Origin of the sequence: Methyloceanibacter stevinii, from assembly GCF_001723355.1 — a bacterium.
GTDB classification, from domain to species: domain Bacteria; phylum Pseudomonadota; class Alphaproteobacteria; order Rhizobiales; family Methyloligellaceae; genus Methyloceanibacter; species Methyloceanibacter stevinii.
On sequence record NZ_LPWE01000013.1, the window covers coordinates 320,454 to 339,527 of the forward strand.

Genomic DNA, 19,074 nt, shown 5'->3' on the forward strand with positions numbered 1-19,074 from the left:
TTTCCCAATAACTCAGTACTTACGACGTCATTTCCCCGGACGCCGATACGCGGCATGATAGCTACGAGATTCGAAAGACACATTCACCATGGCGCCGACATCCGAAATTCCCGGAAATCAGCCCACCGTCTCGTTCGCCGTCGTACCGGTGCTCGATCTGAAGGACGGTGGTGTGGTGCACGCGCGGGCGGGCAAACAGGCGCATGCGGGAAAGCGCGCGGATTACCGCCCGATTGCGACCCCGTTCGGGCCGCCGCACGACGCGCCGGCCATCGCCAGAGCGCTTCTCGGTATCACCTTCTCGCCCGTTCTGTACATTGCCGACCTCGACTCGATTTTGGGGCGCGGCAACAACTTCGAGCTCGTCCGGGCCCTCGCCGATGCGGTTCCCGAGACCGACCTCTGGATCGATGCGGGTTTCTCGAACCTGGACGATTGCGCATTTTGGCTGCCCCTCGGGGCGACGCTTGTCGTCGGCAGCGAGACCATCGGCAGCCTTGAGGACTGGAAGGCTATGTGCGGGAATTTCGGCCGCAATCTGGTCCTGTCCCTCGACTTCGACGAACAGGGCCTGCGGGGCCCGAAAGAGTTGATGAGCCAACCGGACCTCTGGCCCGAGCGAGTCATTCTGATGAGCCTTGGCCGCGTGGGGACCGAGACGGGTCCCGACCTCGATCTGTTGGGCAAGGCCATCGCGAGCGCCGGTGACCGGCATGTCTACGTGGCTGGCGGTATCGCGACCAAGGACGATGTGGCGACGGTCATGGAGGCCGGCGCGCACGGCGTCCTCGTGGCGACGGCGCTGCACTCGGGCGCCATCGGACAAAAAGAAATCGCCGCCCTCTGGGGAGGGCGGCGATCTTAAGTCTGACAAGCGGTCAACCCCGCGAATTAGAAACCAAGTTTCTTGAGCCACCGACGTATCGGGCCCGGCTCATCTTCGCCACCGGAGGTCGCCCGATCCGCAGCTTCTCCTGTTCAACCAGCGGCGAACGGGTGAGCGGCAGAGTCCTTCTTGGCGGTGACTTCCGAAGCCTTCGGCTCGCCAGCGACGGCGCGGGCGATAGCTTCCTTGGTCGCCTGATAGTTGAAGTCCTGGATCTTCTTGTCGTCCGCAGCTTCCCAGTGGATGAAGACGCCAACGCAGACATAAAGATCGTCAGCCTCGTCGGCCGGGATAACACCCTCGGCGACGGAGTCAGCAACGGCCTTGGCAACCGCGTACTGAGCGGGGCCAAACATCTGAACAGCCTGACGGGCGTCCTTGATGGTGACCTTGTTGTAGAGAATCGTAGCCGGCTTGCAGAGCAGGTTCGGAGCAACAACGGCGAGCAGTGTGGTGAAGCCGTCCTTGTTGTTCGTCAGCGCGTTGCAGAAGGCCGACTCGGCGGCGCTGCCACGCGGGCCGAGAATGAGATCGATATGGGCAACTTCGTTGCCATCGCCGACGAGCGACTCGCCGATGCATACACCAGTGATTTTGGCCATGAGGCCCCCTCCCTAGTACGTGAGACGTGATCAAAACAAAAAACAAAGGCGCCGCCGGAGACCCGGCAGAACCAACGGAAGAGCACAGGATGCGCTCCAGCGTTCGCAGCCCCACCTGGGGCTCCGCGAGGGTGAACATAAGGCCGGACCTGAAGGATGCAAGCCGATTGTTCGCCGTTCAGACCGATTTGGGCCGATTTCTTTACGGGAAGTTACCCGCCGATTAGGGCGCCCGCGAACACGGTTGCGACCGTAAGGTCCGCCGACGTCCCAGGATTCAGGCCGCGCTCCTTGAGCGAGGCATCGAATGCGGCCAAGGGAGCGGCCATTTCCTGGGGCATGTTCGTCTGGGAGAGCCCTGCTTCGATGGGCCGGGCCTCGTCCAGCACCTCACCGGCCGTATGCGTCCCGAATTTGCGCTCGATCAGCGTGTCGGGGATATGCGCGAGGAACCCGAGATACACGTAGGTCGTGACCCAAGGGACATCGCCCCACCGTTCCGACCCGCCCGCGCGCCATTTGAGGCCGAGATCGAAAATGTCGACGAAGTCGTGCGCATAGTTCCAGGCGATGCGGTCCTGAGATTGGGCGGCACGCATGGCGTCGAGCAACGTTATGTCCGGATCCGAAGCGACGTCGTGCTCCGGAGCCGTGCCAAGCCCGCCGGGCTCGGCCATCCGTATCGCGCGATAGGCGGCTCTGGCATCCGCCACAGTCAAGGATGTGAGGACCAGGGTCAGGGCCTGCCGCAGGCCCGTGCCCCCTGAGAGGAGTGCTGCCTGGGCGAGGGGGGCGGCGAGCAGAATGATGCCGAGATTGGTGTTGTGGCTGACGACACTGCGCGTGGCCTCGACCGCCGCTTCGATGCGTTCTCCAACGCTGAGCCCTGCGGCGCTAATGGCTGGTGCGGCAGCCGCCGCGCTTTTCTCGAAGTCTGCGACTTCCATGCGATGGCCGTCCGCATGGCGATGGACGTTTCCCGGCTTCAGGGCATCGAGTTCCGCCAGGCAGGCGTCATGGAAGGCAGTCGCGACGGCATCGCTGGTCAGCGCAGCGCTCACGCTTCACCCCGGGCGTTCCGAGTGCTTTCGGGCAAGGCCGCGGCGAGAAACGCATCGACGACAGTGTCGGACAATCTGAGACTTGTGACCCTCTGCAATCCGTTCCAAGCCGGCATTGAGTTGACCTCCAACACGAGGAAGCGTCCCATCGCGTCCTTGGATGATATCACGCCGGCGTAGTCGGCGCCGACGCAGCCTGCGGCCCGCACGGCGAGATCCGCAAGCTCCTGGCTGGCGATCGCGGGTTCCGCGCGCGCGCCGAGCTTGATGTTGGTGATCCAGTCCTCGCCGTGCCGGATCATCGAGGCGACAACACGCCCGCCGCAAACGAACAAGCGCCAATCCTGGTGGTGTTCCTGGGCAGGCGGGACGAACTCCTGCAAATAGTAGACGCCATCGACGGCCTCGGGAGGCGACAGATCGTCCGCCGTTTCGAGCAAACGGATGCCTTTGCCCTGCGCCCCGAAGAGCGGCTTCTCGACCGGCCTTGTGGCCTTCCGATGCCAGGCGCGACACGAGTTCTTCCGCGGTTGCGCGGTCGACGCCTGCAAAGGTGCGCGGGGTCGGCAGGCCGGCCTCTGCACGAGAAACGTGGTCGTCGATTTGTCGACGCAGCGTTCGATGGCGCGGGCATCGTTCCACACCGTGACGCCGAGCTCTCGCAAGGCATGCAGCAGGCCGAGATAAAGCGTCACCTGTTCGAAGCTGCCGCCCGGAATAAAACGGACGAAGGCGCCGCGCGGGCAATGATCTCCAAGTCCGGGGATCGACAGGCCCGTGGCCGTCTCGGTGGAAAAGCCGCACTGGGCGAGGGGCGCGATCACGGGCCGGATGCCCCGCCGCTCGAAGCGCGCCGCAGGCTCTTGCCGTGCCAGTCCCGTCCATCGCCGAACAGGACGATGGACGGTGTTATGGGCATTTCGTGAGTCATCGCCCCTCGATTGTCTCTTACGAGAACGACCGATTGAGGACGGCCTCATCGATGGCGCCGCCTTCAAAGCTCTTGCCGGTCGACAGGCACGTCACCGTCACCTTGGCCGGGCTGAAGAGCATGGGGTCGATCTGATAGAAGTCGCCTTTGACGGCCGCGAAGATTTCGGCGAACGGCTTGCCGTAGTCTTTCGAATTCTTGCTCGGCAGTTCCTCGGCGAGTTTCTTGGCCGCCGCCTCGTCGCCTTCCACATAGAGCTGCGCCCGGCCGCCATAAATGATGGCGTCGTTGGTGCGGCCCATGGCTTCCACGAAGCCGGGGACCGGCGGCGGGATCGGCACGGTCGCCATGCCGTCGACAATGTTCTCGAGCGGGAAATGCAACTCATGGGCTTTGTGAAGCGCGACTTCCAAGCTGCGACCGGCCACTTGAACCGAGCCCGCAAGGCTCGATGTCGGCGCGAACAGGAAGGTGAGCTTCTCCGGCGGCAAGCCGCAGGCCTTGGCTACGTCCTCGACGAGCGCGGCCGGGGGTGCGTTGTCGGCCTCGAGCACGAGGGTCGCAGTCTCCGCCTTGTCGCGATAGTCGAGTTCCTTGAAGAGCGGCTCCGACGAGCCCATCGCGCGGGCCGGACCCGAGCCCAGCATGTAGAAATCTTTGCCGTCGGCATCCTTGCCCGAGATGCTCCAGCCCGCATATTGAGAGCCGAGGCAGGCGAGAACCGGCTGGCTCGTGTGGACGGAGATCAGGAAGGGCCATTTGTCGCTGGTGCTGGCTGTCTCGAAGGACACGACGCCAAGGCCGGCGAGGCAAATCTCGGTGAGGCGACGCCCCGCTTCGAGGCCACCTACCGATTCCACGCCGCAGTCGATCAGCGTTTCCCCCAGAGAGCCTTTGGATACGCCAACCCGCAAGGCGTCGGCATTGTCGATCAGGTCGCGCACCAGCGGGGCGACCTGAGTATTCAAGCTTGGTTTTGTCATAGGTTCCTTCGTTTTCGCGGGGCCGTCTTTTTTTTGCGCATGTCAGTCCCGGACCCGTCGCTCGTCGACCGGTCCGTTATGGGCGGAGAATCGATCCGTGTACGATGGATTCTCGGCCACGTTCAATGCCGCCAGAAGCTCTCTGGCACGCATTTGAACGAGGTTGCGAGCCTCATCCCCCGATTCCGCCCGCGCCAGTAAAGTGCATATCGGGCGCTCTTTGTCGATCTGTTCCGCGGGTTTAGGCAAATCGGCGGCCCCGTCCGGCCACGCCATCGCTTGGGGAATCGTGAGGGCTTCGGGCGCAAAGACAATCACGGATGCGGCAGCACTTTCGAAGGCCGGAGTTTGGGCCGGAAGTCGATTGTGCAGTGCGGCGTCCACATGGATGTCCATCAGCGGGAGCGCCGTACTCGCGAAGATATCGAGTGTTGCGCCGGGCCGTGGATTGATCTCGAGCAAGAGCGGCGCATCGCCATCGAGCAGGAAATCGGCGCTGTTCAGACCCTTCAACCGGAACTCTGTGGTCACCCGCGCGACGATCTCGCCCATGTGTTCGGCGGCCTCGGCCCCAAGCAGTGCCGGCTGCGCAGCGCCGCCATAGCGCCATGGCCTGCCGGGGGCCGGTGCCCCCCATTGCTCGCTGAAGCCAAGAACGGCCGCCTGCGTTTCGTCGCTGGCGAATAAGGCCGAGACTGACCGTCCGGAGACAAGTCTTTGAAAATACGCATTACTTGCGGCTGGCCGGTCGCGGGCCGGTGCGATGTGGCTGCCGCCGGCGCCGCCCGGTCGCTTGGCAACCCAGCCCTCGGGATCGGGCGGGGGCTCAAGGCGGGTGTCGGGGTGCGAAATGGCCATCCGTGTCAGCACCGCGAAAAAGCGCCCCGGATCGTTGATTGCGGAGACAGTAGCGGCCTCGTTGCCGAGGAGCATCCACCGCGCCGCGATTCTATCCAGAAGCTCGGGCCGGTCTTCGAAACCCGAGCCATAGACTAGGCCCAGCGGCGGGGAGGGCGCCTCCGCACAAAGGGCGTCCAGGACAGGCTCCAGAGACTCCCACTGAAAACCCCGCGCCATATCGCCGGGCACTTTTCGCGCCGTATGGGCGAGCGCCTGCGTGTCGAGGTCGGCGAAGAAGTCCGCGACCAGCGGCACGTAGCCCGCATCGGCTGCGGCGCGGGCCAGCGCGCGGCCTGAGACCGCGACGATGAGGAGCGAACCGCGCGCGGGCTCCGACAATTTAGGAGGTGAGCTCCTGAGCCAATCGATAAGCGGCGCGGAAGTCGAGATAGACGGGCTTTTCGGCTCGATCATCTCTTTGAACATGCCGATCTCGGTCTTGTACTTGATGTCGCCGATCGCCAGCGCGCCGATGCCGACAGCGCCGTCCGCACCCTCGACAGGAACGCCGTTGTCCTGAATGCCGACACCTTCGATACCGAGCGGCGGAACGGCGTTCACATCGGCGACGACTTTGAGGTTCTTGGCGGGCTTGAACTGCTCGAGGCCCAGGATCTGACGCCCGGCGGGACCGGCGGAGAAGATGACGTCGGCGCTCTGCGCGAGTTCTTCTTTCTGTTCCTCGGTGGTGCCGTCGGCGTAGCCGAGATCGACGTTGAAGCGGTCATTGGCTTCCATGGTGAGACGGCGCACGCGCTCCGGGCCGTCATAGCCGACGAGAAACGCCTTGGCCCCGTCCATGGATGCAATGACAGCGGAGGCGAAGGCAACCACGCCCGTGCCGCCATAGACGATGACGCGCTTGTCCTTGAAGTCGGTCTTGAAGGTCTTCTTGAGGGCCGTCTTGGCGCAGGCCACCATGGCTGCGGCCGTCGTGAACGATCCGGCCGGATCGGCAAACACCGATACCTCGAACGGGGGCACCATGGCCTTCTTGGCCTTGTCCATCATGTCGAGCGACTCGATGGCGCGCTTACCACCGATGAAGACGGCCTGGCGTTTGATGCCCTCGGGACTGCGGGAGAAGATGGCGTCCTGCACGAGGCCGTAAATGTCCTCGATCGTGGCGTTTGTATAGGGAATGGCGTGATCGTAGCCGGCGTCGATTCCCATGTTGATGTCGAACGGGCTCATATATTTGAGCGGCGTGATCATGTGCAGAATACGTGGCGGGGCCATCGCTGCCATCTCCCCAGACTTGATGCGGCCTGCGCGCTTCTCCACGCGCTCGGCCGGGTGTGTTGCTCTTATGACTTCCGCTTTAGCACATCGGGCGCGGCTGCAAAGAACCTCAAACGTCCGTTGAGCCCAGATTTCTGGCCGAGGTCAGGTGCGGGGACGTGATCTCGGCGCCTTCGTTGCGCCCCTTGGCGATCACCAGTTCCAGGTCGGAGCCACCGTCGTGAGCGTCCGCGACCTCGGTGGCGATGGCGAGCAGCCGTTCCGCTTCGGCTTGCGAATCGGCAAAGGCAAAGCCTGTCGGCCCCCACGAACTCTGACCGAGCCCGGTCACGCCGTCTGCCCGCAAGGCTTCGAGGACCGCGCCGACGCGCGGGCTGGTGAAGATGCCGCCTTGGCTCGGCGCGAAATAGTCGCCCATCCGCGCCTGCAGGTATCCGACCTCCTCGCAAAAGACGTCGAAATTCTCGTTCTGGAGCGCCGGCAAGGCGCGTTCCAGGACCCGTTCCTCCAGAGCCGCCCGCGCATCCTCGGAATAGGCGGGCGCAGTCTCGAAGGCCGCCACCTCGTCCGCACCGTCGAGGCCCTTAGATTGCGGATCGAAGATCAGCAAAGCGCGCCAATGCTCAGGGAAGGGGACTCGTGCCACGAGCCGCGGCAGAGCCCCTTCGCGAGGCCCGCTATCGAGGACCGCACCGCCAGCCTCGAACGTCGCGATGCCAATCCCGGAGCGCGCGCCCCGTCCGAGGATGTCCGCGATCGCGGGCGCGGATAGATCCAGCCCTTCCAGCGCCCCGAAGGCGGCGCCGACCGCAAGCGCGAGCTGCGTGCCGGAGCCGAGCCCGGCATGCGAGGGGATCGCCTCCGTGACGTCCAAGCGATAGGCGTGGTCGATGCTGTAGGCCTCCGCGATCTTGCCCAGATAGCGCGCCGCACGTTGCGCCTCCGGCCCGGTAACCAGGATGTCGCGTGCGCGCTGCAGGGTCAGCCGCGTCCACGGTCGGTCGAGCGACAGCCCGAAACTGCCGAAGGGCCGCGCCGTCCGCCCGCTGGGGTCGAAGAACCCGAAATGCAGACGCGCCGTCGTGGCGACCGACACGGCCGGGTCGCGGGTTTCGTCATGGTTCTCGGTCTGGGACTGGGACAACTCAGGTAACGTCGTTTCCATAAGGGCCGGGATTTCTTGGGCACCACAACTTGACCACTAGAACATGCCGTTCGAGTTGGCCGAACTTTCCGGCGCAACTTGAAGGACGTCCCAGTGCTCGACAACCTTCCCGGCATCGTCCAGCCGGAAAATGTCGATGCCAATCCAGTCCTGATCGCCGGGCCATTCCTGAAGACAATGCAAGACCACGAAATTCCCCTCCGCCAGGATCCGCTTGAAGGTCACGCGCTTGCCGGGATAGCGGCGCTGCATTTCCTCAAAGTACTCGATAAACCCGTCCTTCCCATCCTTCACGTGTGGGTTGTGCTGGATATAGGTGTCTCCAACATAACGCGCGACCGCCTCGGCGGGCCGGCACTGGTTGAAGGCCAGGTCATAGAAGGCCGTCGCGGTCTCTTTATTGCGTTCAATATCGGGCATACGCGTTCCCTTCGAACAGCCTCCATTGATCGGCTCGAGGCCCGCCGATATGCTCAGCGTGGCTACAATTTGATGAGCGGCGCAAGGTTCCCGATGTTGCGGCGCACTGTTTCAAAAGAAGAGAGCGATGGCAACGAAAGAGCGCAGCTACAGCGAGGCAGAGGTCGAGGAACGTCTGAAAGAAGAGCTTCCTCATTGGTATCTCGAAGACGGCTGGATTCGCCGCAAGTACAAGACCAACAGCTGGAAGGGCACGCTGATGGTGATCAACACCATTGGCCATCTGTCCGAAGCGGCTTGGCACCACCCGGACATCACCGCGTCTTACGCCTGGGTCGAAGTGCGGCTGATGAACCATGCGGCAAAAGGAATCACCGACAAGGACTTCGAACTGGCCAAGAAAATCGAGGATGTCGTGCACTGGCAGCCCGGTGCCGAGGGCGGTTCCCTGGAGGGGACACCTGAGGACGACATGCGGTTCTCCTACATCAAATACGACAAGCCCAAGAGCTAACCGTTGAGCTAGCCGTTCTCTCGCGTGCTTAGTCCGTAGGCAATGCTGTCTTCGCGCGCCGATCGATCTCGATCTGGCGATGCCCAACAGCAAATTTGTCGTCGAACCGGACTGGCTGCGCTTGCGCCCGCGGGGCCACCTGTTTATCTCTGTAGCCGATTCAAGAAGAAGCGCCTGGGAGGACAACGAGTTTGGACAGCACGCTCCAACGTGCAGCGGATTTACTCGCACAGGCACGTTTCCCGGTCTTCGGCGGTCTCTTTACCGACGTGAATGGCGCTACGGCGGCGCTGGCTCTGGCACAGAAACTCGGCGGTGTGGTCGACCATGCCGCGAGTGAAGGCACGTCGCGCGCGGCGCGCGTGATGCGCGAGACCGGCTCGACTCCGGCGAGCTTCGGCGAGGTTCGCAATCGCGCCGACACCGTCGTTCTGATTGGCGACGGCCCGCGCGAGCGCGATGCCGATCTCCTGGAAAAACTGTTTCCGGCCAAGAACCTGCCGCGCCCCGGCGACAACAAGCGCGAACTGATTGTTGTCGGCACAAAGAAGGGCAAGACGCCTGCAGGCATTCGCACCACCGAGATCGACGGCAAGAACCCGCTGCCGGAGCTTGTGGCGTTGCTGGGAGCCGCGACACGCGAGATGCCGTTTGAGATGCGCGACGCGGCGCTTGGCAAGAAAGTCCTCTCGGCCGGACAAAGGCTGCGGGAGTCGGCGTTCGTCGTGTTCGTCTACGATCCGGCCGAGCTCGAAGAGCCGGTCATGCATACGGTGCTCGAAACCGTTCGCTATCTCGTCAAGACGACCCGCGCGTCCACGCTTGCGATGTCCGCGCCCGGCAACGGCGACGGCGTGAATCTCTGTTCCATCTGGACCTGTGCTTTGCCGGTACGGACGAGCTTCGCGGGGGAGATCCCTGAAAACAACATGTGGGCGTTCGAGACGGAGCGCCTGCTCAAGAGCGGTGAGGCCGATGCCCTCGTCTGGATCGACGCTTTGGACGGTGCCGAGGCAGCGCCGCCGACGCGGGCCTTTCGGGGCGTCCCGTCCGTCGTGCTGTCGTCGAAGCCCGTGAAGGCGGGCCGCGACGATATAGTGATCGAAGTGGGCGCCGCCGCCGCCGACCACGATGCCGCGCTATACCTGCCGCCCATCGCAGGCATTGGCGTGGTCAAGGCCAAGTCCGCAAAGTCCGACAAGCCAACCGTGGCGGACGTGTTGAATAAGATCGGTATGCTGATCGACGAAAAGGGAGCCGCTTGATGCTCATCCAGCTTAAGGGCGGCCGCGTCATCGATCCCGCGAACAATCGCGATTCCGTGGGCGATGTCTATCTGGAGAACGGCCGCGTCGTTGCAGCGCCGGAGGGTCGCGAGCCTGACGAAGTCCATGACGTTTCCGGCAAGATCGTCATGGCGGGCGCGATCGACGTGCACTCGCACATCGCCGGTACCAATGTGACGCTCGGCCGTCAGTTGATGCCCGAGCTGCCGCTCATTGCCGCCTCGGAAGGTCAACCCTTCGGTCCGTCTCCTGCGGCCTGGGGCTCGTACGCGACGGGCATCCGCTACGCGGAGATGGGCTACACCACGGTGATCGAGCCGGCGATGATCCCGACCCATGCGATTCAGGCCCACAAGGAAATGGCTGCGATTCCGATCATCGACGTTGCGGGCTTGGTGGTGCTCGGGAATGACGACTACACGCTCAACCTGCTTCGTAAAGGCGACGTCAAGAGCGACGAGCTGAAGGATTACGTCGCCTGGACGTTGGCGCACTCGAAGGCGCTCGGCCTCAAGGTGATCAACGCCGGCGGCTCCGAGGCTTTCAAGTTCAATGCGCGCACGTTCGATCTCGATGAGCAGGTGCCCGAATACGGCGTGACCTCGCGCGGCATCGTCGAAGCGATGCAGCAAGTCATCGCCGATCTGGGCGTACCGCATCCCCCTCACGTCCATACGAACAATCTTGGGATCGCCGGCAACGTGGAGACGGCCGTGGCGACGCTGAAAGCGACTGGAGGACACCCGATCCATCTGGCGCATATCCAGTTCTACGGCTACGGCAAGGAAGGCGATAAGGGCTTCTCGTCCGGCGCGCCGCAGCTCATGGAAGCGATCAACAAGCACAAGAAGGCGACTGTTGACGTGGGCCAGGTGATGTTCGGTCAAACCATCACGATTTCCGGCGACGTGCTGCGCCAGTTCGACGGGCGCCGCGCCGCAAACCCGAAAAAGTGGGTGATCAACCAGGCCGAAGGGAACGGCACGGGCGTGGTGCCGTACAATTACAAGAAGAAGAGCTTCGTCAACGCCCTGCAATGGGCCATCGGCCTCGAGATATTCCTGCTGGCTGAGGATCCGTGGCGGGTCCTGTTCTCGACCGATCATCCCAACGGTGCGCTCTTCACGCGCTATCCGGAGATCTTCCATCTGTTGATGGACCGCAAGGAGCGCTCGCGCTGGTTCGACGCGCTGCCGGAGGCCTCGCGCCAGGTATCGGGGCTGGCCGGCATTTCGCGCGAGATCACCTTGTCGGAATTGGCAATCATGACGCGGGCTGCGCCGGCGAAATTGTTGGGCCTGACCGACCGCGGTCATTTGGCGCCGGGCGCGATCGCCGATGTCGCCGTCTACACCGAGCAGAAGAACAAGACGAAGATGTTTGCCGCCGCCGACCTCGTCTTCAAGTCCGGCAAGCTCGTCGTGCGGAAGGGCACGGTCGTCGATGTCAGCTGGGGCCGCTGCTACCACGTGGATCCCGGTTTCGACCGTCAGATCGAAAAGCGCGTGCGTTCCTTCTACGACACCTATTATGGCGCCGACCCGTCATGGTTCGGCGTGACCGAAACCGTTCCCGATCGTCCCGATCGGTTCGCGACCATTCGTTGTGCGAGCTGACATGCCAGAGCTGAAAGTCAAAGGCGTCACCATTGTCGAGACGTTCGCGGAAGCCTTCCCCATGGTGGGCACGCGCGTCATCATCACCGCGCCGACCGCCGAGTGGGCCATGATCTCCGCCCGCACCATGACAGGCTTCGCCACTTCGGTGATCGCTTGCGGCGCGGAAGGCGGGATCGAGCGCACGTTGTCGAAGTCCGAGACGCCCGACGGGCGCCCTGGCGTGGCCGTGCTGCTGTTCACCATGGACGCGAACATGCTGCAGACGCAGCTGCGCAACCGGGTAGGGCAGTGCGTTCTGACCAGCCCGGGCTCTGCGTGCTACGCGGGGCTCAAGGGCGAGAAGAGCCTGAAACTCGGCTCCTCCTTGCGCTTCTTCGGTGACGGCTGGCAAATGTCGAAAGTCATCGGCGGACGCCGCTACTGGCGCATTCCCGTCATGGGCGGCGAGTTCGTCTGCGAGGAAAAGACCGGGATGACGACCAAGGCGGTGGGCGGCGGCAACCTTCTCGTTGTCGGCAAATCCCACAAGGCAGTGCTCGCGGCTTGCACCCGAGCGGTCAAGGCCATGGCCGACGTGCCGGATGTCATCACACCGTTTCCCGGCGGCATCGTTCGGTCTGGGTCGAAGGTCGGCTCCAAATACGCGGGCCAGATCGCGTCAACCAATCACGCTTATGCGCCGGGACTGAAATGGCATGCGGATTCGGAGCTGCCGCCGAGCGCCGAAGCGGTCTTGGAGATCGTGATCGACGGGCTGACGGCGGACGCGGTCCATGAAGCCATGCATGAGGGCCTCCATGCGATTGCCAAGGGTGGCGCGCGCGAGGGCATTACCCACATCACGGCCGGCAACTACGGCGGCAACCTCGGGCCCCATCACTTCCATCTTAAGGAGATTGTCGGGTGAGCGCGCTTAGTTTCGAGCTCAAGGGACGGCCTGAGCAACGGCTCGACCTGTCGTCGTTGGTGCCAAGCCGTCTCGACGGGCTGAACCGTAAACAGATCGAGGCGTTGTCGGTCGCGACGACGCGGGAGACTCTGACGGTGGGCGACGCCTTCAAGGTGAAAGGCAGGGACGTCCAGAACCTTCACTTTGTAGGAACCGACGATCGCTGCGACAAGATCGGCGCCAAGCTCGCCGGCGGCGAGATCGTGGTCGACGGTGATGTCGGTATGCTGCTCGGCGCGCAGATGAAGCGCGGCAAGATCGCGGTGGACGGCAGCGCCGGCGTTTCCGTCGGGGCGAGCATGTCCGGCGGTGAAATCAGTGTACGGCGCGACGTGGGCGACCAGGCCGGCGGAGTCGCCTTCGGTGACACCTTCGGCATGAAGGGCGGGTTCATTTCCATCGGCGGCGACGCGGGATCGCTTCTGGGCGAGCGTCTGCGCCGCGGACTCATCGTGGTCGGCGGCAAGGCGGGCGACTACGCTGGCGGTCGGATGGTTGCCGGCACGCTTCTGCTTCGCGGCGGCGCGGGCCGCTACGCAGGCTATGGCAACCGCCGCGGCAGTCTGATCTTCGCCGACAAGCCGCGCCACCTCATGCCGACCTATGTGGACAGCGGTGTCATGGAGTTCGACTACCTGCGCCTGCTGGAGACCTGGCTGCGCGAGCAGGGCATGCGGATTCGCCTGGGCGGCCGCGCCCGCAGGCTCATGGGCGATATGGCTGTTCTCGGCAAAGGGGAAATGTTGATCCTCGAATAGGGCCGGGCGCCCCGCGCCGGCGGGCACTTGACGCCGGATGGACGCTTCCCCTTTATGCTGGGCGTTTAAGCTGGGTCGCCTTGCACTTTTCCATGACGTCTTCGCCCTTCGTTCTTCTTGATGACAGTCTCACCTCCGGTGAGCGCAGCCTGCTCTTCGAGCAGGCCGAGGAGATCGTCTGCGTCGACAGACCGGAGGACGTTTATTCCGGGCTTCGGCGCATTTCCGATGGGCTGGCGCGCGGTCTCCATGCGGCCGGTTATTTCTCCTATGAGCTCGGCTATTGCCTCGAGCCGAAACTGGCCGGGCTGATCCCTGCGAACCGCGCTGTGCCGCTTTTCTGGGTGGGCCTCTACGGTGAACCCAAACGGATGGGGGACGAGGCTGTCCGGCACTGGCTCGGTGAGCGCGGTGGGGCGGGGCACGCCAAAATCTCGAATTTGGAGCTGTCCTGGACCCGGGAGGAGTACGGGCGCGCGTTCCGGACCGTTCAGGACTACATCGCCGCCGGCGATGTCTACCAGATCAACCTCACGCAGAAATATCTGTTCGACTTCGAGGGCGATCCGACCGCGCTCTACGCGGCGCTGCGCCGGCGCCAACTCGTCGCCTATGGAGCGCTGATCGAAACGCCGGACCTTGCCGTTCTCTCGCTCTCGCCGGAGTTGTTCTTCCGCCGCGAGAACCAACAGCTCTCCACGCGGCCCATGAAGGGCACCGCTCCGAGAGGCCGGACCCCGCGTGAGGATGCGCGCCTCAAGACCTGGCTCGCCATGGACGAGAAGCAGCGCGCCGAGAATCTCATGATCGTGGATCTCCTACGCAACGATCTCGCGCGGGTCTCGCGTATCGGCTCGGTGGAGGTAACCGACCTGTTCACGGTCGAAACCTATCGCACCGTGCACCAGATGACCTCGGGGATTACGTCCGAGCTACGCTCGGACATGGAGCTTGCCGATATGCTCCGCGCATTGTTTCCCTGCGGGTCCATTACCGGCGCGCCGAAGGTGCGGGCCATGGAGATCATCCGCGAAGTCGAGAAGGAGCCGCGCGGCATCTATACCGGTGCCATCGGAACGATCGCGCCCTCCGGCGAGTGCCAGTTCAACGTGGCCATTCGCACGGCGGTTCTATCGGGCGGGAGGGGCGAGATGGGAATCGGCGGCGGCATCGTCGCCGATTCGAAGGAAGACTCCGAGCACGCGGAATGCCTGCTCAAGGCGCAGTTCCTGACCGAGTCCGGCGGCCCGTTCGAGCTGATCGAAACGCTGCGATGGCAGAGCGAGCGCGGCTACCACCTTCTCGAGCGGCACCTCTTGCGCCTCCAGGCGTCCGCGGCCCATTTCGGCTACCGCTACGACCGGAAGTCCGTCGTCTCGGCTTTGGATGCGGAAGCCGCCAAGATCACGTCGCCCGTGGCCATGGTGCGTCTGCTGTTGTTCGAGGACGGGACAGTGCAGGTCAGCTCGCGGGAGATCGAGTTGCCGACCAAGGACACGGTGTGGCGGTTCGTCATCTCGGACCAGCGCGTCGATGAGACGGACCCGTTCTTCTACCACAAGACCACGCGGCGCCAGTTCTACGATGGGGAGATGGAACGGCAGAAGGAGCTCACCGGGTGCGATGAAGTCGTCTTCCTCAATAAGCGCGGTGAGCTGACGGAAGGCACGCGGACAAATCTCTTCGTCGAAAGGGATGGGCGCTTGTTCACGCCCGCGCTCCGCTGCGGACTCCTGCCCGGCACGTTGCGGGAGGAACTCCTCGACCTTCCGCGCGCCGCCGCTAGCGAAGCCGTACTGACCGAGGCCGACCTCAAGCAGGCCGATCGCGTCTATCTCGGCAATTCGGTTCGGGGGCTGGTTCGAGCCGAGCTTTTGCAGGCTCCCGGGACTCCGGACCCGGACCGTTTGGGCTGACCGCCCGCTGGGCTGCCGAAAGGAACAACACGCAACCCCAAAAAGAAAATGCCCAGATCCGAAGATCTGGGCGCTTTCCCGGTGTGCGCTCTGCGATGCACTCCCCTCGCAGTCCGTTCAGGACGCCTGATATCAGGTCGTCTTGGAACTCTTGTCGTCCGCGCCGTCCTTGGTCCGTTCCGTCTGAACCTTCTCGGCGGCCTTGCCGAACGATGCGGCGATCTCGGACCATGCCCGCAGAAAACCGTTGCCTACTTCCTGGGCTCCCTGCCGAAGCGGTTCGGCGCGGTCCCAAAGTTCGCGGGCCTTGTCCTTGGCCATGGCGGCGGACTTCTTACTCGATTCGGTCAACGAGGCTTGCGTCTGATCGGCTTGGTCGAGCGCCATCTTCTGCAGCTCTTCAATTTGGGCAGCAGTCGTATTGCGATAGGCGTTGGCGCGGCTCAGCACATCCTGGAAGCGCAATTCCATATTGCCGAGAACGGTTTCGCCGAGGGCGCCGGCGTGATCGCGTAGGGCCTTAACCTGGTCGCCGAGTGTTTCCAGGTCGTGCTGCAGGTCATTCCACTCTTTGTCGGCCAGTGCGGCTTTCTCAGTCTTCGCTGTGTTGTCTGTCATGTTTATCTTCTCAGTCTCTTGGACATCATCGGTCATGGCGGGTCTCTTGAGGCTTGGACGAAGAATCAAGTGTCAGTGTGGTCGTAGCGCAATCAAGTGACGATAGGACAATTCCCCGCAATTCCTTGGTCTGGAAGACCAACTTGGCCTTTACAGCAAGACCTGCCGCTTTAGGGGCGGTACGGTCGATCCTGAACCGGGGCCTCGTTCGGAGCCTCCAGGGTGTTTCCGGTGAGGCTTACACATTTGGTCTGTCGGGCCAGACATCAAGGGGGCGGTGATGATTTGAAGGTCACCTGTTGTAGCCTGCGGGGTGTGCAGCCGGGGCAGGGACGAGCCCAGGCTTCACGCGGCGCAGCGCGGGGAACGGCGTTTCAAATCATTTCGGGGGACCAATGCTAGGACAGATTCTCAGCGCGCTGCTTCCAGCGATCATCACCATCATGCTCGGCTACTTCGCCGCCTGGCATCACGATTTCTCGCAAGACGAGGTGCCGACGCTCAACCGTATGGTGATGACCTATGCCCTGCCGTTGGCCTTGTTCGTCGGTGTGTTCGGTGCTGGACGCGCGGATTTGCTGGGCAGTGTTCCGCTCCTGATTTTCCTCCTCGCCGCGATCGTCGGCACATACGTATTCGTGCTTCTGGTTGCCATTTTCCTTTTTCGTCATCCGCCGGGCTTGAGCGCCCTTCGTGCGTTGATGGCGTCGGGGCCGAGCACGGCTTTCGTTGGCGTTCCCGTCCTGGGCTACCTCTACGGTGCGACCGCGAACATTCCCATTGCGGTCGCAGTATCATCATCGTGATCTTCCTCCTCCCGGCCACGCTCGTCTATTGGAACTCGATGCGGCGCGGGGCCAACAGGCACTGGCAGGGGCGGACGGGGCGTCAACGGCGCCGGCGCATCGCGTCGATATTCCGGGAACGATCATGAAGTCGCTCAAACAGCCGATCGTTTGGCTTCCGAGCGCAGGGGTCCTCATGGTGCTTCTCGGCGTCGACCTCCCGCAAGTCGTCGACCAGTCCTTGTCGCTGCTCGGACATTCCTCGTCGGGCGTAGCCTTGTTCGCGTCGGGGATCATCCTTGCCGGCTACAAGGTGAAGCTCAGCGTGCCCGTTCTAAGTCTCGTGTTCATCAAGAACGTGCTGCAACCGGCGCTGGTCTGCCTGGGAATGCTGGCGCTGGGCTTTGAAAATCCGATTCTGGGCCAAACCGTCGTGACGACGGCGCTGCCTGCGGTCGCGCTCGTGGTAATGCTGGCAGTGCAGTTCCGCACGGCCATTCCGGAGGCCGCGTCGGCGCTGCTGATCAGCACGTTCGGCTCGTTGCTGACGATCAGCCTGTTTATTTGGATTATAGGCTAGGCGCTTCGGGAGGCAGGCACGGTGTCGGTGCCGACCAGGTCGGACGGGCCGTCTTCGTCGGCATCGATGTTCAGTGATTCAGCGATCCGCCGGCGGGCGCGATTGACGCGGCTCTTGATCGTGCCGACGGCGCACCCGGAAATTTCCGCGGCTTCCTCGTAAGAAAATCCGGCCGCGCCGACCAGGACGAGGGCCTCACGTTGATCGTCGGGAAGCTCCGCCAGTGCCTCCTCGAAGTCGCGCATGTCCATATGGCCGTGCTGCTCGGGGATCGACGAGAGCTTCGCCGCGTAAGCGCCATCGACGTCCTCGACCTCGCGCTTCTTCTTGCGGCGTTCCGAAAAATACGTGTTCCGGAGAATCGTGAAGAGCCAGGCCTTGAGGTTCGTTCCCTCCTGGAACGACGACAGGTTGTTCCACGCCTTGTAGAGCGTCTCCTGCACGAGGTCGTCGGCCCGTTCGCGGTCGCCGCAGAGCGACACGGCGAAGGCCCGCAGGCTGCCGATTTGGGCCACGAGTGCGTCTTTGAGGCCCGGTGAAACGGTCTCTGGCAAGTTACTTCTCTCCGCTGTCGTCGAGATCCTTGAGAAGCCTCAAAAGGTGCTCGGGAACCGGTTCCTCGGCGACAGAATCGAACATCGCTCGAACCTGCCGGCCGATATGGGCTTGGAGGGCGGGGGACATACTTGCATCCGGCTGGGCCGCAGGCTCGACGATGCCATCGTCTGGCCGCTGGGTGCTCTTACTGGCGTCGACAGACATGCGCCTTTGAGCCTTGTCCTTATCGTCTTCGGTCACAACGGTTCCTTATCGGTACGATCAGCACGCCGATTGTAACCGATAACCGCTGTACATCTGCACCGGAAAAACCCGCAATCCTTCAATCGGTTCCAAGCTCAAGACGATTTTGCCAAAGTTTCGTGGCAGCTTTTTGCCTGGCAGCGATCCAGCGCATTGTTTCTTTCGCCTCCGTGTGTGAGACAATGGGCGGTCGATTGGCCAGTATCTCAGGCTCTTTTGGGGATCACCGTTCCATGCAGTTGTCTCAGACCATCGCGCCGCATTTGCCGTTGCTCAGGCGCTTCGCGCGTGCCCTCGCTGGCTCCCAGACAGCGGGTGACGCCTATGTCGCGGCGACCTTACAGGTCTTGGCGGAGGATCCGTCCCTGTTCGACAACGGTCTCGATCCCCGGGTCGCGCTCTACCGTACATTCGTCAGCATGTGGAATTCCGTCGGACTGAATCTCAAGACCGAGGTTTTCGACCGGGGAGACTCGCCGGTCGACCGCCAGCTGGAACAGATCACACCGCTGGCCCGGCAGGCCTTCGTGCTTTGCTCGGTAGAAGGATTTTCGGTCGACGAGACCGCCGACATCCTCAACACCACGCCCAGCAATGTCCAGGCGCTGTTGGACGATGCCGGCCGGGAGATTGCGGCGCAGGTCGCAACCGACGTGCTCATCATCGAGGACGAGCCGATGATCGCCATGGACCTCGAGGCGATCGTGGAGGGGCTGGGGCACCAGGTGGCGGGGGTCGCCCGGACCCATGCCGAGGCGGTCGATGCGGCGTCGAGCAAGAAGCCGGGATTGGTTCTCGCCGATATTCAGCTTGCCGACGGCAGTTCGGGGCTTGACGCGGTCAATGAGATTTTGGGCTCGTTCGAGGTGCCGGTGATCTTCATCACGGCCTATCCGGACCGGCTGCTCACGGGCGAGCGTCCCGAGCCGGCCTTCCTGATCACCAAGCCCTATCAACCCGATACGGTGAAGGCGATCGTCTCTCAGGCGCTGTTCTTCGAGCAGCACGCCAAACGCAAGAGCTGATTAGTAGCGGCGACGCGTATTGACGTCTCGCGG

At 63.2% G+C, this 19,074-nt stretch carries 20 protein-coding genes; 10 read left to right on the forward strand and 10 right to left on the reverse strand.

Translation table 11 applies throughout. From position 1 onward, the window contains the following. Positions 1-88 precede the first annotated feature (88 nt). Entirely contained in the window at positions 89-865 is a 777-nt protein-coding gene (locus tag AUC70_RS13600; RefSeq protein WP_069445337.1) for a HisA/HisF-related TIM barrel protein, read from the forward strand. Between the two features lie 113 nt (positions 866-978). Here the strand turns inward: AUC70_RS13600 and fae are convergent, their stop codons facing one another. From fae to AUC70_RS13640, 7 genes are all read right to left on the reverse strand, one after another. Next, positions 979-1,488, reverse strand: coding sequence for a formaldehyde-activating enzyme (gene fae / locus AUC70_RS13605; RefSeq protein ID WP_069445338.1), 510 nt, complete (start codon positions 1,486-1,488; stop codon positions 979-981). A 212-nt stretch (positions 1,489-1,700) separates the two neighbouring features. Further along, on the reverse strand, positions 1,701-2,549 hold the full coding sequence (locus AUC70_RS13610; RefSeq protein WP_244505634.1) for a triphosphoribosyl-dephospho-CoA synthase: 849 nt from the start codon (positions 2,547-2,549) through the stop codon (positions 1,701-1,703). Then, on the reverse strand, positions 2,546-3,373 hold the full coding sequence (locus AUC70_RS13615) for an ATP-grasp domain-containing protein (protein ID WP_206599391.1): 828 nt from the start codon (positions 3,371-3,373) through the stop codon (positions 2,546-2,548). Before AUC70_RS13615 ends, AUC70_RS13610 begins: the two co-directional genes overlap by 4 nt. A 124-nt stretch (positions 3,374-3,497) precedes the next feature. Continuing rightward, positions 3,498-4,463, reverse strand: a complete 966-nt coding sequence (gene mch / locus AUC70_RS13620) for a methenyltetrahydromethanopterin cyclohydrolase (protein WP_069445339.1) — start codon at positions 4,461-4,463, stop codon at positions 3,498-3,500. A 42-nt stretch (positions 4,464-4,505) separates the two neighbouring features. Next, positions 4,506-6,602 carry a methylene-tetrahydromethanopterin dehydrogenase N-terminal domain-containing protein gene (locus AUC70_RS18660; RefSeq protein ID WP_342022438.1) on the reverse strand — a complete coding sequence of 699 codons (2,097 nt, stop codon included), beginning with the start codon at positions 6,600-6,602 and terminating at the stop codon, positions 4,506-4,508. Between the two features lie 112 nt (positions 6,603-6,714). Then, positions 6,715-7,770 carry a beta-ribofuranosylaminobenzene 5'-phosphate synthase family protein gene (locus AUC70_RS13635; protein WP_083241587.1) on the reverse strand — a complete coding sequence of 352 codons (1,056 nt, stop codon included), beginning with the start codon at positions 7,768-7,770 and terminating at the stop codon, positions 6,715-6,717. A 36-nt stretch (positions 7,771-7,806) separates the two neighbouring features. Then, on the reverse strand, positions 7,807-8,190 hold the full coding sequence (locus AUC70_RS13640; protein ID WP_069445342.1) for a nuclear transport factor 2 family protein: 384 nt from the start codon (positions 8,188-8,190) through the stop codon (positions 7,807-7,809). 127 nt (positions 8,191-8,317) lie between these two features. Between AUC70_RS13640 and AUC70_RS13645 the strand changes: the two genes are divergently transcribed. From AUC70_RS13645 to pabB, 6 genes are all read left to right on the forward strand, one after another. Further along, the gene (locus tag AUC70_RS13645) at positions 8,318-8,704 is read left to right on the forward strand and encodes a 4a-hydroxytetrahydrobiopterin dehydratase (RefSeq protein ID WP_069445343.1); all 387 of its coding nucleotides are present in this window, start codon (positions 8,318-8,320) and stop codon (positions 8,702-8,704) included. Positions 8,705-8,895: 191 nt separating this feature from the next. Next, positions 8,896-9,969: a molybdopterin-binding domain-containing protein gene (locus tag AUC70_RS13650; protein ID WP_069445344.1), complete on the forward strand. Its 1,074-nt coding sequence runs from the start codon at positions 8,896-8,898 to the stop codon at positions 9,967-9,969. Beyond that, positions 9,969-11,606 carry a formylmethanofuran dehydrogenase subunit A gene (locus AUC70_RS13655; RefSeq protein WP_069445345.1) on the forward strand — a complete coding sequence of 546 codons (1,638 nt, stop codon included), beginning with the start codon at positions 9,969-9,971 and terminating at the stop codon, positions 11,604-11,606. Before AUC70_RS13650 ends, AUC70_RS13655 begins: the two co-directional genes overlap by 1 nt. Before the next feature lies 1 nt (position 11,607). Further along, positions 11,608-12,516, forward strand: coding sequence for a formylmethanofuran--tetrahydromethanopterin N-formyltransferase (gene fhcD / locus AUC70_RS13660; RefSeq protein ID WP_193427323.1), 909 nt, complete (start codon positions 11,608-11,610; stop codon positions 12,514-12,516). After that, positions 12,513-13,316 (forward strand): formylmethanofuran dehydrogenase subunit C, encoded by an 804-nt coding sequence (locus AUC70_RS13665; protein ID WP_069445346.1) that lies wholly within the window; start codon positions 12,513-12,515, stop codon positions 13,314-13,316. Before fhcD ends, AUC70_RS13665 begins: the two co-directional genes overlap by 4 nt. A 92-nt stretch (positions 13,317-13,408) precedes the next feature. Beyond that, a complete protein-coding gene (gene pabB / locus AUC70_RS13670; RefSeq protein ID WP_069445347.1) occupies positions 13,409-15,232 on the forward strand; it encodes an aminodeoxychorismate synthase component I in 1,824 nt (607 codons plus the stop codon). A 132-nt stretch (positions 15,233-15,364) separates the two neighbouring features. Here pabB and AUC70_RS13675 read toward each other — a convergent pair whose 3' ends face one another. Continuing rightward, positions 15,365-15,850, reverse strand: a complete 486-nt coding sequence (locus AUC70_RS13675; protein ID WP_141702135.1) for a hypothetical protein — start codon at positions 15,848-15,850, stop codon at positions 15,365-15,367. A 395-nt stretch (positions 15,851-16,245) separates the two neighbouring features. On the opposite strand from AUC70_RS13675, the gene AUC70_RS13680 reads away from it, so the two are divergent. Next, complete coding sequence (locus tag AUC70_RS13680) at positions 16,246-16,656, forward strand: AEC family transporter (protein ID WP_069445349.1); 411 nt, start codon at positions 16,246-16,248, stop codon at positions 16,654-16,656. 124 nt (positions 16,657-16,780) lie between these two features. Further along, positions 16,781-17,215, forward strand: coding sequence for an AEC family transporter (locus tag AUC70_RS13685; RefSeq protein WP_141702136.1), 435 nt, complete (start codon positions 16,781-16,783; stop codon positions 17,213-17,215). Here AUC70_RS13685 and AUC70_RS13690 read toward each other — a convergent pair. Continuing rightward, entirely contained in the window at positions 17,212-17,769 is a 558-nt protein-coding gene (locus tag AUC70_RS13690) for a sigma-70 family RNA polymerase sigma factor (RefSeq protein ID WP_069445351.1), read from the reverse strand. The genes AUC70_RS13685 and AUC70_RS13690 overlap by 4 nt on opposite strands. 1 nt (position 17,770) lies before the next feature. Further along, on the reverse strand, positions 17,771-18,013 hold the full coding sequence (locus AUC70_RS13695) for a NepR family anti-sigma factor (protein ID WP_069445352.1): 243 nt from the start codon (positions 18,011-18,013) through the stop codon (positions 17,771-17,773). Positions 18,014-18,249: 236 nt separating this feature from the next. On the opposite strand from AUC70_RS13695, the gene AUC70_RS13700 reads away from it, so the two are divergent. Next, a complete protein-coding gene (locus AUC70_RS13700) occupies positions 18,250-19,041 on the forward strand; it encodes a response regulator (RefSeq protein ID WP_069445353.1) in 792 nt (263 codons plus the stop codon). The last annotated feature ends 33 nt before the right edge of the window (positions 19,042-19,074 follow it).